Source organism: Bartonella sp. MM97QHHN (assembly GCF_042194285.1).
Lineage (GTDB): Bacteria > Pseudomonadota > Alphaproteobacteria > Rhizobiales > Rhizobiaceae > Bartonella.
In genome coordinates this window covers 1-15612 of the sequence record NZ_JBHIMS010000060.1, presented here as the reverse complement: position 1 = coordinate 15612, position 15612 = coordinate 1, and the positions used below count along the sequence as shown (strand labels likewise).

Below are 15612 nucleotides of genomic sequence, written 5' to 3'. Positions count from 1 at the left end.
AGTATCCTTTAATATTAAAAAATTTTTTCAGTTTTTGTTTTTACAAAATTTTTATCAGAACATTCATTAAAGTGGTTGTAGACAAACACGATTGATAGGATTTTATAGCAGATTTTATGTTTGAGATTCTTTATTTAAGGATGGTTTCATATTTTTAAAGAGAAAAGATATAAGTAATTTATACTTTATAATTTTGAGTAAAGTAGAAAATTATCAGGTGATGAACCTGTAAGTATTTTTCGTTCTTATGCTTATATTTTCTGGTATTTTTATAGAGAGGAAAGAACGTGGATTCTATTACAAGTGAGGCTGTCCGCAACGTATTACGTAAAATCAAAGGACCAGATCTTGAAAGTGATATTGTGTCGTTGGGGCTTCTTTCTGAAATATTGATTGCTGATGGTAAGGTTTTTTTTTCCATTACAGTTCCTGATGGAGGTGTGCAAGAATGGGAATCATTGCGTCGTTCTGCTGAAAAGATGGTATGTGCTTTGGAGGGAGTGGAATCTGTTGTTGTCACACTTACAGCAGAAAAAACAACAAAGGCAGCACCTAGACGGAGAGCAAATCTCTTACCGATCAAAATGCCCATAGAAGGTGTGCAGCATGTGATTGCTGTTGCTTCTGGAAAAGGAGGGGTCGGAAAATCGACGATGGCAATAAATATCGCCTTAGCTTTACAAGATTCTGGTTTCAAGACGGGGGTGATGGATGCTGATATTTATGGTCCATCTTTGCCGCGTTTGACAGGACTTGTTAATCAAAAACCACAGCTCATTGGAGAAAAAAAAATTCAACCTCTTGAAAAATTCGGACTTAAATTGATGTCGATGGGATTTTTGGTTGAGGAAGAAAAGCCGGTAGTATGGCGTGGTCCTATGGTTATGGCAGCGGTAACGCAATTGTTACGAGACGTTTTATGGGGACCTCTGGACGTTTTAGTCGTTGATATGCCGCCCGGTACAGGGGATGCACAACTAACGCTTGCACAACAGGTACAATTAACAGGTGCGTTGGTTGTCTCTACGCCCCAAGACCTTGCTTTAGTGGATGCGCGTAAAGCAATAGAAATGTTCATGAAAGTCAATGTTCCTATTTTAGGAATCATTGAGAATATGAGTTATTTTATCGCTCCTGATACGGGAAAACGCTATGATATTTTTGGCTATGGTGGTGCACGGGCAGAAGCGGAACGTCGAGAAGTCCCTTTCTTAGCGGAAATACCGCTTGATGCAGCTTTACGATTTTCTTCAGATGAGGGGATCCCTATTTTTGTTGCTAAGCCTAGTGAAGAGCATACTAAACTGTATCGTAAAATTGTTGATCAAATAAAAAATCAACTTTTTTAAATGGATGTTTGTTTAAGAGAGTTTATTAAAACACAATTATGGAAGACGTAAAAATAGTTGCTTCTTTGTAAGGGGAAGTTTTAATGTGTGAGTGGAGTATATAGGTTAAATAAACAAAAAATTATTCATACGTTTGGGTAACCTGAAGGGGACCCAAATTAGAAGAGATAGAGCCATGAGGTAGAAAAAAATATTGGACTTGAGGCAAAAAGAAGAAGACCGAAAATAAAAATATTTTAGAAAAATTGTAAAAGGTTGTAAAAAATATTTTAAAAATCATTTTTTGATACGAGTTTTCTTGATATAAATCTCAACATTTCTTTTTAGAAGCATTCATTTTTTGCAAAGTAGCCTCAAGAGCTGTTGTTAAAGCATTCCTTCCTCCTTGATGAGAAAAGTAATTTGACAAAAATTCATTTGTTCCACCCTTTGTTGAAAACTCTTTTTCAAGCAGTGCAAAATCGAGAGATACAGAACGATCCGTTGCTATAGTTTTACGCATTTCATCTGTAAGATTTCCAAACATCATGGTAAGGAATTCTGCTGATTGCTGTTTTTTTAACCCTTGTGTTATAAACCATTGATGGGCAGTTTCTATAAAATTAAAATATACTCCCATAAGTGAACCAGCTGTCATAAAAAGATTAAACTGCTCTTCCTTATCCAGCACCAATGTGCCCCCCAATGCATCAAATAAAGTGCGTAAAAAGGGATGATTGGGATAGATTGGTGTCAAATTTTTGCATTCTGCAACAAAAGGTAATGGAACAGCACGATAAACTTTATGATTAATCCACTTTTCTATTTCTGCTGCTTTTGCCATAGCAAGTACGGAAATAACCAGCTGTTCTGGACGAAAACGAAGAGAGCACAAAACGTCTTCTGCAATTTGGTTGGGCAAGCAAAGAAAAACACAATCACTAACATCGAGCAACGCTTGGTTATTTTCAGCAATCATAACTTTATCATAAGTGCGTGAAAGGCGCTTTGCTGTTTGTGCATTGCGAGGCGAAACAATAATGGAAGAAACATCAAAGTTGCTTTTCATTAAGCCATTCACCATTGAAGCACTGATTGTACCCGTTCCCAAAAAGCTAAGTCTCATTATCTATTTCTCAGTTTCATATTTTAAAAGGAATTTCAATCAACATTTCAGGTGTTTTAACTAACATAAACGCTAATTGAAGAAGCAACACATAACATAGCAAAAATAATCAAGCCCAAATAGATTTTAGGCTTGTCAAAGAGAACGGCAAAAGCAGAAAACCAACCAACAACAGCTGCGGCTAATGCAAATAAAAACCCCGGTTTATTCATAAGCACAATATGCATTGCCATTAAGCCACCAATAATTAGCGCTCCAAAAACAATGAGCAAACCTGTTGCAAACTTTTCATAATCATCCATATTTCGCTCCTTATAGCGCTTAATTATTACACACTTTTTAACGCATATGCACATAAAAACGAAATGTTTTTTATTGAATATGGTTAAAACGGGGGGTGCCGTTTATTGATTAGATGTAAAAAATGCAGGGATATGCTGTGGCCAACGCCAAGGTAAAATTGCAATTAAATCAAAGCGTACAGACAAAAGGGCATAATCTTTTTGCCGTGCGAGCCAAATATCGGCAGCTGCCTTAATTCGCTTTTCATTCATTCGGGAAACCGCTTCCATTGCTTCAGCCAACGTTGAACGTGCTTTAACTTCAACGATTAACACAAGATTTCCGCGTCGTGCAATTAAATCAATTTCTCCACATTTTGTTTTAAAACGCCTTTCGGCAATGTGAAACCCTTTGCAACGTAGCCACCAAGCTGCCAATTTTTCTGCACGAACCCCTCGATAAAAAGACTTTTGTCTGCGTTTTTTTTGTATCATTTTACGCATTTTTTAAAAAGATTAATCGCTGAAAAAGTTCCTGCTTTTTAAAACCAGTTTTTTTTGCAACAAAAGCTGCCGCTTGAGCAGCAGAATGTGTCCGTGCGCGTTCTAATAGCATTTCATCAATTTCTTGATCACTTATCACATTTAAAGAAGAAGATGATTCTCCAACAAGGACAACAATTTCCCCACGAATATGTGCTTGTTTTCTGTAATTTTCTAACAAATTTCCCAAATTGGAAACATCTACTGTTTCAAACTTTTTTGTTAATTCACGACAAATGGCAGCAGGTCGATCAGCCGAAAAAAGAGTGACCATATCCTGTAAAGTTTCAACAAGACGATGCGGTGATTCATAAAAAATCAAAGTTGCTGGAATCTCTTTTAATTGTTCCAACCGTTTTCGGCGCTGTAGCTTTCGTGCACTCAAAAAACCTGCAAAAAAAAAGCTATCAGTAGGAAGCCCTGTCGGTATAAGAGCGGCTAAAAGAGCGGATGCTCCAGGAATAGGAATAATTTTATGACCAGCTTTACGGGACTCTTCCACCAATCGAAATCCAGGATCAGAAATAAGTGGTGTTCCGGCATCTGAAACAAGTGCTACTGTTTTGTTTTCTGCTAAAGCCGCTAAGAGCTTCGGACCCGCTTTTTGCGCATTATATTCATGATAGAGAAAAGGTTTTTTTTGAATACCGTAACGTTCCAACAAAACACGTGTTACTCGCGTATCCTCACACGCTAAAATATCAATTCCTGCAAGTACTTGCAAAGCACGAAGCGTAATATCTGCAAGATTTCCGATAGGTGTTGCCACAAGATAAAGCCCTGATTCTATAACGGGTGCAGAATAAGCATGCGCACCTATAAAATATGCTTTTTCACACATGCTCTTTTCTTTTCATTAAACTCTCCTCACCACAAGATTTTTATCCATACTCATAAGCCATTTTGGCTCATTTTTTACCAGCACATTTTTTATCATTACAAAGGCTTACCTTACTCGAATAATCGATTACACTACAATAAGATAATTTCATATTTAACGTCTTAATTTAACATTATTATCTATTTTGATCCGCGTTATTTTTTCCAGTAAAACAAATTCCAAATGTAACCAATATTCTATCAGCCCCATGATTTTCTATAAAGTTTTTCCTTCGAGAACCAAAAAACAATTTTGCGCATGTTATCATCTCATGCTTGTTTGTGCTTTTTTAAAAGCTAAGCTTTTTAGATTATTTCCATAACGCCGATTTTTCAAATATTCTATTGATATCCAAAATATTTTTCTGAGCAAATGTAAATAACTCCTTTTGAAACACATACAGTTAACTGGCAGCTGACTGTATTGTTATTAATCAAATATAAGCTCTTATCAGAAAAATACTTTATTTTTTCATATTCTCTACAGCTTTAACAGTATACAGTATAATGAGTACCTTAGAAAAGTTTAAGGCTAAATTTTATCTTAAAGATTTGATTTATAATGGAGAATTTATTATTTTGCTTATTGATTAGGAGCTTTAAATATCGTAAAATTATCTTAGTTCTTCTTATAGTCAATTAATCAAAATCATTTTCGTGCATCTTGAAACCTTCTCAAAGCAAAGATTATCGCATCATTGGGGATCGCAGAGAAAATGATGCTATTAGCTTGTGCTTTTTATTTCGTAAATGTGGAACTGTTCGTTCACAGGAGTGCGTTATACCTTTTTCGGATAGTGTCGCGAAATAATTGTTTGATATGTGTTGAGAGCTATTCTTAAAAATAAGCCCATGATTGAACAACACAAGTTTGCTTTAATTTTGGATACCTTATTTTTTCTGAAGGATATGCTCCCATAAAAAAACGTAAGTAATAAAAGCGGGGACAATACGTTATCTCTTCTTTTTAGAGGATATTGTGATGCTTTTGAAAGTTTTAAAACCGAATGGACAGATGATAGTAAAGAGAAAAATAGTTTTTTTCCTTTCAGATTTCATATTCTTGCTAAATGAAGCTGTATTTTAGTTTCAGAGATTACTCAAATAGAATATGCAATATTTTTGCTCTAGCTACAAGAGCTGGAACGGCGTGCAGAGCTTTCATTCACCTTAATCTTTCTTTTAAATATACCACTTGTGTTCAATTTGGATGTTGATTTACAAGCAATAGCGAAAGCACAAGCTTTATAAAAAAACAACTCTATAAAACGCGTCATAGAGTGGTCATGAAAGCTATTTTGTTTTTTATCAGGTGTTTTGCTAATAGCGATAGTCTCCATGGCTTGGCATCTGCTTATTCTTACGGTATTTGTACACATTCATTACAGTATATTGGTAAAGGTTAGATGCAAGGCGATTATCCTTGATGCAAAAATAAAGGGTTAATGTGAGATTAAAGATTTTTTCGTGTCATTATCAGTAGAAACATTATAAAGGGCTTGAACAAGCATGCTCTTTATCTCTTTATCTCACAATGTTTTTTCTACATTCATTCGTGGTTTTTCTTGAGTGAGCATTACTTGACAAGTGTAGGAGAAAAAATAAACTTGAATTGTACCTCCGTAGGTTTTGCTCTTGGCTAGTTAAAACGATTGATGTTTCTTATGAGAGGGCTAAAAGCATTTTGGATCATATGGGAGAGGGGGTAAAGTAGAACAGGCTTACTTTCCTTCAGGTTTTCGAGAACCGCGGCTGTTCCTTTATCGCAGAATTGTCATGAATATATTCATTATTGTTTTGTCATTTAAATAAAAAAATTTTGATAAAAATATGTTATGTTTTTCTATTGAAAAAAGTCATGCGGTAGGGAGAGTATTTTATATGAGAATAGAGTTCTTTTTACATTGTGAAAGAACGTATGCAGGAAGATAATTGATAGATTTCTGATCTGAGGGAAATATTTTTATCCATTGCGTTTTGTATATTTCAATTTTAGGAGAATGAACAATGATTATACATTGGAAAATTACATATTGGGATAGAAGGGGCCCTCATTGCCTTGCGGACAGATCCAAGTGATATTTTGGTTTGGGTCTTTGATGTCACACGTTTTACAATGTATACAATTTGAAGCGTTGATCATATAAGTCAGATGATCATTATACTCTAGCCACTCGTAGACAGCGGCGGGGCAATAGTTTGTGGAAGGTCCTCCGTAGATTGCATATTCAGAGTCCTTTTGCTTTTTTAATGAGGCTATTTTTAAATGGCAAGGTTGATTTTCTTCATGATGCGTATTGGAAAGGGCAACACTTGAAAGGCGATCAAAGGTTATAACGCCATCTGGTTTTGGGTAAGCAATGGGTTGAAATTTTTCTGCTGATTCAAGGCATGCATAATCTTCCTTTCCATGGGAGAGTGTTTTAAATAAGGAAAATCCGAACAGTTGTTGCCACCACATATCAAAACCGGCAAGTTTAATTCCATATTTTGTCCCATATTTTGCCCAGAGCGGTTTGGCATTTCGCACTTTATAAAGATCTTTGCCAATGAGCCCTTTTCGCCATTGTTCTTCGATTTCTTTAACCTCATCATGGGCACGCCCTTGTGCAAGAGCGGTAGCGATTTTATCGGCAGCTAATATGCCAGATAAGATGGCATTGTGTGATCCTTTGATACGAGGAACATTGACAAATCCAGCAGAGCAGCCAATAAGTGCCCCACCAGGAAAGGTGAGTTTTGGTACAGATTGCCAACCTCCTTCGCTGATAACACGTGCACCATAGGAAAGACGCTTTGCACCTTTAAAGATTTTATAGAGTTTTGGATGTGTTTTAAAACGTTGAAATTCTTCAAAGGGAGAAAGATAAGGATTTTTATAATCTAAGTGCACAACAAAACCGACAGAAATGATATTGTTTTCTTGGTGATAAATAAAGCCACCGCCACCGGTATTATTGTCTAAGGGCCAACCCGTGAAATGTTGCACTAAACCGCGTTGGTGTTTGTTGGGATCAATTTCCCAGAGCTCTTTGAGACCAAGACCAAATTTTTGTGGTTCACGATTTTTGCTAAGGTTGAAATGTTTTATCAGTTGTTTTGCAATTGAGCCGCGTGCTCCTTCCGCAATTAAAGTATATTTTGCCAATAAAGCCATACCAGGCATATAATTTTTTCCAGGAGTTCCATCTTTGTTAAGCCCCATATCTCCGGTGAGAACACCAATAATAGCTCCGTTATCTTTTTGGATGATGGGTTCTGTTGCTGCGAAACCAGGATAGATTTCAACACCCAATGCTTCAGCTTTTTTGCTTAACCAGCGGCAAACGTTTCCAAGCGAAACGATATAACACCCGTCATTTGATAAGATTTTGGGATGCAGAATATTAGGAAATATTGTAGCCTTTTGAGGCTTTAGAAAAAAAAATTGGTCACGGGTAACAGGGGTCGTGAAGGGATGATCATTGTCATTTCGCCATTCTGATAAGAGTGTATCGATACCAATGGGGTCAACAACTGCGCCAGAGAGAATATGTGCACCAACTTCGGTCCCTTTTTCAACAATTGTGACAGAAAGCTCAGGATTAATTTGTTTTAAACGAATTGCGGCAGAAAGCCCTGCAGGTCCTGCTCCGACAATGACTATGTCAAACTCCATACTTTCACGTTGGTCATGCAGAGGTGCTTTCATGGCTTATAAAGCTTTCTCCAATTCTGGAATAATTTGGTGGAGATCACCTACAAGGGTGTAATCGGCAATTTGCATGATGGGAGCTTCTTCATCTTTATTAATGGCAACAATAATTTGTGCATCCATTATACCGGCTACATGCTGGATTGCACCGGAAATGCCAACGGCGATATAAAGTTCAGGGGCAACGACTTTTCCTGTTTGTCCGATTTGCCAATCATTGGGAGCATAGCCTGCATCCACTGCTGCGCGGCTGGCACCTAAAGCAGCATTTAATTTGTTTGCAAGAGGAAGAAGCAGGGCCATAAATTTCTCTTGAGAACCAAGACCACGCCCGCCTGATATAATAACACGTGCTGAGGTGAGCTCAGGACGATCACTTTTGTTTGTTTCTGCTTTTACGAAAGAAGAAAGATTTGGATTGGAAGCTGGTGTTATTGTTTTAATGGGAGCAGAATTATTTTGGGAAGGCGTTGGGGTGAAAGAAGCGGTGCGAACTGTTATAATCTTTTTATAATCATTGGTGCGTACAGTTTCAAATGCATTACCTGCATAAATTGGTCGTTTGAAGGTGTTGGGTGAAAGAATGGCGGTAATATCTGAAATTTGCATAAGATCAAGAAGAGCTGCTACGCGCGGCATCACATTTTTCCCAGTACTGCTGGATGCTGCCATGATCACATCATAATCCTTTGCTAACATGAGAATTGTATCTGCCATAGGCTCGGCAAGTTGATGGGCTAAATAGTCTGCTTTTGCAATAAGAACTTGCCGCACACCATTAAGTTTAGCACTATTTTCCGCTATCGTTTGAATTTTTTCTCCGCAAACCAGAATATCGATATCATTACTGAGTACGCGTGCAGCGGTGAGTACTTTTGCTGTTTCTTCTGTATTATGATCGGCCAATAAAAGAATTGCCATAAGTTTTTGCCCTTTTATGTGAGTGTTGCTTTTACTCTAGTGGTGAGAATATTAAATGCAGTTCTTCTGTTTTAAGGCTCTGACAAGTTCTACTACATTTGCCACTTTTATACCGGATTGACGGGGTTTTGGCTCTTCAACGCTTAAAATTGTTAAGCGTGCTTTTGTATCGACGCCAAGATCAGTAAGAGATTTTTGTTCAATAATTTTCTTTTTTGCTTTCATGATATTGGGGAGAGAGGTGTAACGCGGTTCATTGAGCCGTAGATCGGCGGTCATAACCATGGGAAGGGGAAGACAAAGGGTTTGTGTTCCATTATCAACTTCACGAGTAACTGTAGCATGCCCATTTTCTATGTTAAGATGTGAGGCAAAAGTTGCTTGTCCCCACCCAAGAAGAGCAGCGAGCATTTGTCCTGTTTGGTTGTTATCGTCATCAATTGCTTGTTTTCCTAAAAAGACCATGTCGGGTTTTTCTTCATCAACAATGGTTTTGAGAATCTTAGCAATTGCTAAGGGTTCAAGTGTTTGATCCGTTGTGACAAGAAGTGCGCGATCAGCTCCCATTGCAAGTCCTGTTCGTAGAGTTTCTTGAGCTGCTTCTGGGCCAATTGAAACAAGAAGAACTTCTGAAATTTTACCGGATTCTTTTTGGCGAACGGCCTCCTCCACGGCTATCTCATCAAAAGGATTCATAGACATTTTTACGTGAGACAGATCAACGCCTGTACTATCGGGTTTGACGCGTATCTTGATGTTATAATCAACAACACGTTTGACAGCGACAATTGTCTTCATAATGATCCTCTTTGTTTGTATGTTACAAGTTTATAGCAATACTCATAAGAAACCAAATTGTTTAGAATGAAGTCTCAATTTATAACTTGTGTTCTCTTTCGTATAAGCTTTTTTATGTTTACTTGTACTTTCTCGTCGTCATTTTCAATCTTCATATTTTTGCATTGCCATAATTGCCTTATTTGCTTGAATAAAAAGTAAAAAAATCAATCTGTCTTGTGAGAATATTCTTTTTTAGCTTCTTATGCTTTGTTTATGATGGTGCAATAGGTCCTTTATGCAATGAAAAATTAAGTGAAAAAGATAAAAATGGGGGGAATGATTTTGCTCTTCAAATCTTGAAGACAGAAGAATCAAAGATCTTTCTTTCAAATATTTTGGATAAAAATTGGGGAAAATATTTCTAATACAAAAGTTTTTGGGAGTTCTTAAAGCTCTATTTACTAAAATAGAGCACACTTTCTCATCATTTGTTGCGATTCTTTTCAAAAAGGTTAATGAGGGGTAGGCGTTTGTGAATACGAAGGGTCATACGATCGACCAGGCGACCAAACAGGTTAGGAACGATAAAGTCTTTTCTTTTGTTGAACAGAAAGAGAGAATGGATACTTCTGTAGAAGTAACGATGTCGGATATTGCTCAAAAATTACGCACCGTTTATGCGCAAATGCAAATGAAGCATTCGCCCCGTTCTTTAATGCAGCAGAGTTCTGTAGAAGAGCATTTTAAATCTTACTTAGATGATATTAGTCGGGCCATTTTGGCTGAACATTATATACGTCGTCAAAGAGAAAAAAAGCTTTTCCAGTTTTTAGAGCAGATTAAAACAATTGTTCAAAGTTTGCAGAGTGAAAAAAAAAGCTTAGAAGAAGCAGCGGTAACACGACGGGTGTCTCGTTCAAAATCACCTGATTCTGTTGTACAAAAACTTGCTCACATCGAATGTGAGGGAAATCAAGAACACTTATTACTTCAAAAGGTGCAAAATTTTTCGAAAGAAAACAGCATAATTTCACTCCAAACAAATGTTGAAAATACGTTGCAGCAAGAAAATAGAAGCCCTTTGCCCAGTGATGCTCTGAAATCTTCTTTTAAAAAGGCTGAGGGAGTAGGGAAGCATGCTGTGATAGAAGAAAAGGGGATGATGGGTGCTCAGGCATCTAATCATTGTATTGAGAATGATTTTTCTTCTTTAAGGATGCAGTCTCGGGAACATGTCTCGTTTTTATCTTATTTGGTAAAAAAAGGTATTCTTTGTTTTTTAACCGTTGCATTTGTGGTAGCGATAACGTTATGTTTTTATAGCTTTTTAAAAGGAGCTCGTTTTTTTTAATTTTTATGATGTTGATGTTAATATATGTGAAATGTATTGCGCATTCGTGTTTGTGCGGAAGCTATAGAAACTAAAATTATCCTTTAAACACGCAACAGAGATTATTGGAAAAGAGGATAATTGGAGAAGGATTCTCTAATTGTTAAAAAAACCTCAAATTATCTTGAAGGTTCTGTAAGTGAGTATTTATTTACCAATTGCTGAAATGTCACTCAATATGCTGATCTTGATTGGTATGGGAGTCGTTGCTGGTTTTTTTTCAGGCCTTTTTGGAATCGGTGGTGGGTTTCTCATCACGCCGTTATTGATTTTTTATAATATTCCTCCTGCTATTGCTGTTGGAACAGGTGCCAACCAGATGATTGCGTCATCTGTAACAGGAGCAATTACACATTTTAGAAGACGTACGCTCGATATTAAACTTGGTATTCTTTTGGCGCTTGGAGGAGGGATTGGTTCTTTAATCGGGATTCAGGTTTTCTCTATTTTGAAAAAGTTAGGTCAATTAGACTTAATGATTTCGCTTCTTTATGTGATTCTTCTTGGAAGTGTAGGAAGCTTGATGATCGTTGAAAGTTGGTATGATATGATGCGCAAGCGTAAGGCAGGAAAAGCCAATATTCGTCTTGCTGGTCGACATAACTGGATTCATCGCTTACCCTTAAAAATGCGTTTTCGGACATCTATGATATATGTTAGCATTATTCCAGTTTTAGGGATTGGTCTCATCGTGGGGTTGTTGTCTTCTATTATGGGAATTGGTGGGGGGTTCTTTATGATCCCAGCATTGATTTATCTTCTGCGTGTTCCAACCAGTGTGGTGATTGGGACTTCACTTTTTCAGATTACATTTGTGTCTTCTTTCACGACAGTTTTGCAAAGTATGACTAATCAGTCCGTTGATATTGTCTTGGCTTTTTTGTTAATGCTTGGAGGAAGTATTGGTGCGCAATATGGAACACGGGTTGGACGGAAGTTAAAGGCTGAACAATTGCGTATGGCGCTTGCATTTTTAGTGTTGATTGTGTGTATGCGTCTTGCTTTTCAATTATTTATACGCCCTGATAATCTTTTTTCTCTGGATATTCTTATGAGATAAAAATGGGTAGATTGTTTTCTTTATACATCATTGCAGGTTGCTTTTGTTTTATTTCTTTTTCTACATGGTCACATGTTGGGACGCCAGCTACATTCATTGATCAAGTTGACCACGAAACTGTCCAAATTATTGTAACAACGAATACGATTACTGTGGATGCAAATTTTGCTGGTCGTGATCTTTATATTGCTGGTGTTTTGGAAAATATTGATCCATTATATTCTCGACAGAACCGTTACGATATTGTTGTAAGCTTGGAGGGACAAGATCGGACAATGGTGATGCGAGAAAAAAAACGCAATGCCGGTGTATGGGTCAATACAGATTCTCTTATTTTTAAAAAGGTTCCTCTTTTTTACTCTATGGTCACAACACGTGAAATTGGCGATATTACAAGCATTGAAGATTATAAACGCTTAGGGTTAGGATTACTCTATTTGCCATTGCAGACGGATGAACAAGATCAGAAAAAAATACAAACCTTTCGCGATGAACTTATAAAATTGCAAAAAGCTAAAAGCCTTTATTATGAGGAAGTGGGTGGGGTTCGTTTTGGTTCTGACACACTTTTCACAGCACATTTTCGTTTGCCAGCAAATATCCCAGTTGGACATTATAAAGTTCGTGCTTATCTTTTTCGTGATGGACAGTTTATTGATAGTGCTACAACGACTCTTGAAATTGTTAAAGCACATATCACTTATACAATTTTTTATGCAGCGCACAAGTATCGTTTTTTATATGGTATTGTTGCAGTGATTATTGCTATTACTACAGGATTTTTGTGTCGTTTGATTTTTCGAAAAGATTAACGCAAGGAAAATGTTAAGGCTTTTATTTTTTATGAAAAATTCGTAAGATAAGAAAAATAGGTACAACAACAATAGCTCCTGTCATAGTTATATGGAAGAAATTTGTAAGCGTTATAAATCCTGCTTCCCATAGTGATTGAAAAAAATCTACTATTTTTTGTATGAGGTTTCGAGGTGTCCATCCCAAAAAATTCATTACGATGCCAATGAAGAATGAAAGAATAAGCAATTTTAGACTAACGCGGCTTAATTTTTCTCTAAGAAACGCATGAAAAGAATTTAATAAATTTTTTTTTCGCTTCATTCTAAGATACTTTCGAAGATCGTGTTTTTTATTGTATTATCATAGTACAACGATGTTATTATCATAAAGGAAAAACATTTTTTTATTTTTTCTTACTTTTTTGAGTTTATCACCTTAGTCTGGTTAACGGTGCTGGTTTTTGAAATATACACATGTTTTATTGCATTTTTTGCGATATTTTCATGGCGCTTCTTTTATTAAATGAAGGGATATCCTTTCGTCTCTGAGAATTTGTAGAGAAATTTTATAACGTTTCAGCATTTCTTATCAGAGTGAGAGTTCTAGTATATTGAAGATTTTGTCACGAACTTATTATTGTCGTGTATAGAAATAATATTTCAAGACAGTTTACTTAAAAAAAGACTATCTATTCTAATAAGGGTGTGCTTATATAGGTATTATATTTAGATATTTCAACCTTAGTGCATTGAAAAGCTCTTTTTTTTCTGAAAAAATGTAAGCAATGAATTGAGTGTTGTTAAAGGAGCAAAGATATTAAAAATACGATGTGGAAAAAAGTTTTGTTATGTGCGGGTGCGTAAAGGAATATCGGGGGGAGACCATGCTCCTTTTATTTAGAAATAAAATATAATTTAAAAGCTGTTATTTGGCAGAGGATTATGGAAAAATTCAAAATTCCTCTTGTAGGGGGAGGAGGTCATGTCGGTTGATGGGTGAATTTTCCTGTTTTGTTAAAATGTCAAATTGTTATTAGAGCTCTTTGTTATTAAGGCGCTTAAGCTAACAAGGAAGAGTCTTTTGATAGCATAAAAAGGCGAGAGGAAAGAAGAGACAAGCTTACCCGACAAAAGAGAGAAAATAGTGGTTTTATAGTCTTCAATTGTAGGCGTTATGACATCATGAATAGGCTCTGTTATGGGGGAGCATTCATTGTATGTTAGAGTGTTTGTTGTTGCATGTTTTGGTTTGTCTTGGCTTATAGGTGTGGGTAGAAGTCCTTGGTTGGTAAGTGGTGTTGTTTGAAGGTTTTAATAATACTTTGTTTGAGGCGCTTATGGGTCATCTAACCTTATTATTAAGCATGTGCTTGTTGTGTGGGAAATTTATATAGTAAACTTTAAAAGGAAAAGTCTATGAACTTGAAGAAAAAAATATTACAAAATAGCAGCTCTCTTGTTTCTGCTTTTATAGCTTTGGCGATGGTTGCACAACAAGCTTCAGCAAAAACACCGGCTGATACCCTTGTGATGGCTTGGAATCTTGATGCAATTAGTACATTTGATCCCGCACAACTTAATGATGTTTATGGAAGTGAAATTGTTCGCAATGNAATGGTGCCCAAAAGAGTTTCAATAATTTTAAATAAAATAAATGAGTTATTGCGATATGGGGGAAATTTATCATTATTGATTCCATTAATGTTTTTTATAGCACTATCCCTCATTTTTTTTGGAGCTTTTTTATCGCTTCTATAGCTAGCCTTTTGCGATCTGCGCTTTTTGTATAAAGAGATGCCATGTTGTCGTCGGTCCATCCAAAAATTGCCTTGAGTTGTGATACTGTTGCACCTGAATTAGCGGCGCGTGTTGCTGCTAATTTTCTTAAGCCATGTGCTGATTTTTTGATTCCCGCTACGTTACAAGCCTCACGAAAAAGGTTGCCAAAACTTTCTTTTACGAGTTTATTTCCGTTTTTTCCGCAAATGAATGTTTTATTTCCAATAGGACCAATTTTTAGAGTTTCTGCTAATTCAGGCAAAATGGGTAGAAAAACATCTGTTTGGAATTTACTTTTCTCTGTCTTGAGATGAATGATATTATCTTTGACATCGTTCCAACCAATGCGGACCGCATCACCACGACGCAAACCCGTGTAAAGAAGAACATCAATCCAGACGCGTTCATGTGAACCATGTGACCAATGGTGATAATATTTTTCAACATCTTCTTCTGTCCAAACAGCAAATCCATCTTTGTTGTTGAGAGGAGGTCTTTTTATTCCTAAAGCTGGGTTATTCTCCAGAAGTTCTTGATCGATCGCCCAATTAAAAAGTCCATTAAGTGCTTTTAGAAAATTTTGGGCAGCTGTTGGTTTTTCTTTGCGGCGTTCAACACCCGCTGTAATATGTGATTTCTTTATTTCTCTGTATGGAATGTTTCCTATAGCATCACATACCTTCATAAGGATAAGTTCTCTTTGTCTTTTCGTAGCTTTAGCAAGGCTATGCCAATGAACGCTGTTAAAGTATTGTTTAAGCAGCCATGCAAATGACCCTTCAACAAGTTTACCGGTTTTTGATTTAGGAAGTATAAGTCCTTGTAACTCGGCAAGTGCGCTTTTGTAGTTATCAACAAACTCTTGCGTTCCATAGGTACCGCGTATTCTAATGCGTTTGCCATGACCAATACGTACATACCATACAATTTTGCCATGTTGAGTAATTTGTTTAACGAGATGAGGAGGACGTGGTTTAGGCATGGTATTTTACATCTTAGAGAGTGCGGTTTCGTAATATTCATTCTTTGACAAATCT

At 36.6% G+C, this 15612-nt stretch carries 13 protein-coding genes and 1 pseudogene; 5 read left to right on the top strand and 9 right to left on the bottom strand.

Annotated features, from left to right (window positions below):
- Window positions 1-287: 287 nt before the first annotated feature.
- A complete protein-coding gene (locus ACFIJW_RS03035) occupies window positions 288-1349 on the top strand; it encodes an Mrp/NBP35 family ATP-binding protein (RefSeq protein ID WP_375633241.1) in 1062 nt (353 codons plus the stop codon).
- Between the two features lie 310 nt (window positions 1350-1659).
- Here the strand turns inward: ACFIJW_RS03035 and ACFIJW_RS03030 are convergent, their stop codons facing one another.
- From ACFIJW_RS03030 to ACFIJW_RS03000, 7 genes are all read right to left on the bottom strand, one after another.
- Window positions 1660-2454, bottom strand: a complete 795-nt coding sequence (locus ACFIJW_RS03030) for a pyrroline-5-carboxylate reductase (RefSeq protein WP_375633240.1) — start codon at window positions 2452-2454, stop codon at window positions 1660-1662.
- A 56-nt stretch (window positions 2455-2510) separates the two neighbouring features.
- On the bottom strand, window positions 2511-2756 hold the full coding sequence (locus tag ACFIJW_RS03025; RefSeq protein WP_330168884.1) for a hypothetical protein: 246 nt from the start codon (window positions 2754-2756) through the stop codon (window positions 2511-2513).
- Window positions 2757-2858: 102 nt separating this feature from the next.
- Entirely contained in the window at window positions 2859-3227 is a 369-nt protein-coding gene (locus ACFIJW_RS03020) for a YraN family protein (RefSeq protein ID WP_375633258.1), read from the bottom strand.
- A gap of 4 nt (window positions 3228-3231) precedes the next feature.
- The gene (gene rsmI / locus ACFIJW_RS03015) at window positions 3232-4119 is read right to left on the bottom strand and encodes a 16S rRNA (cytidine(1402)-2'-O)-methyltransferase (protein ID WP_375633239.1); all 888 of its coding nucleotides are present in this window, start codon (window positions 4117-4119) and stop codon (window positions 3232-3234) included.
- Between the two features lie 2064 nt (window positions 4120-6183).
- Window positions 6184-7848: a 4Fe-4S dicluster domain-containing protein gene (locus ACFIJW_RS03010; RefSeq protein WP_375633238.1), complete on the bottom strand. Its 1665-nt coding sequence runs from the start codon at window positions 7846-7848 to the stop codon at window positions 6184-6186.
- Window positions 7849-7851: 3 nt separating this feature from the next.
- The gene (locus tag ACFIJW_RS03005) at window positions 7852-8772 is read right to left on the bottom strand and encodes an electron transfer flavoprotein subunit alpha/FixB family protein (protein ID WP_375621632.1); all 921 of its coding nucleotides are present in this window, start codon (window positions 8770-8772) and stop codon (window positions 7852-7854) included.
- Between the two features lie 51 nt (window positions 8773-8823).
- Window positions 8824-9570, bottom strand: coding sequence for an electron transfer flavoprotein subunit beta/FixA family protein (locus ACFIJW_RS03000; protein WP_375633237.1), 747 nt, complete (start codon window positions 9568-9570; stop codon window positions 8824-8826).
- A 514-nt stretch (window positions 9571-10084) separates the two neighbouring features.
- Here ACFIJW_RS03000 and ACFIJW_RS02995 point away from each other — a divergent pair.
- The 3 genes from ACFIJW_RS02995 to ACFIJW_RS02985 all read left to right on the top strand — a co-directional run bounded on the left by ACFIJW_RS02995 (window position 10085) and on the right by ACFIJW_RS02985 (window position 12814).
- Window positions 10085-10903 (top strand): hypothetical protein, encoded by an 819-nt coding sequence (locus tag ACFIJW_RS02995; protein ID WP_375633236.1) that lies wholly within the window; start codon window positions 10085-10087, stop codon window positions 10901-10903.
- Between the two features lie 178 nt (window positions 10904-11081).
- Window positions 11082-12002, top strand: coding sequence for a sulfite exporter TauE/SafE family protein (locus tag ACFIJW_RS02990; protein WP_375633235.1), 921 nt, complete (start codon window positions 11082-11084; stop codon window positions 12000-12002).
- A 2-nt stretch (window positions 12003-12004) separates the two neighbouring features.
- Entirely contained in the window at window positions 12005-12814 is an 810-nt protein-coding gene (locus ACFIJW_RS02985) for a TIGR02186 family protein (protein ID WP_375633234.1), read from the top strand.
- 22 nt (window positions 12815-12836) lie between these two features.
- Here ACFIJW_RS02985 and ACFIJW_RS02980 read toward each other — a convergent pair whose 3' ends face one another.
- Window positions 12837-13118 carry a DUF6460 domain-containing protein gene (locus tag ACFIJW_RS02980; RefSeq protein ID WP_375633233.1) on the bottom strand — a complete coding sequence of 94 codons (282 nt, stop codon included), beginning with the start codon at window positions 13116-13118 and terminating at the stop codon, window positions 12837-12839.
- A 1094-nt stretch (window positions 13119-14212) separates the two neighbouring features.
- Between ACFIJW_RS02980 and ACFIJW_RS02975 the strand changes: the two are divergent.
- Window positions 14213-14407 (top strand): annotated as a pseudogene (locus tag ACFIJW_RS02975) (ABC transporter substrate-binding protein); the annotation flags it as partial.
- 112 nt (window positions 14408-14519) lie between these two features.
- On the opposite strand, the gene ACFIJW_RS02970 reads toward ACFIJW_RS02975, so the two are convergent.
- The gene (locus tag ACFIJW_RS02970) at window positions 14520-15557 is read right to left on the bottom strand and encodes a tyrosine-type recombinase/integrase (RefSeq protein ID WP_375633232.1); all 1038 of its coding nucleotides are present in this window, start codon (window positions 15555-15557) and stop codon (window positions 14520-14522) included.
- Window positions 15558-15612: the final 55 nt, after the last annotated feature.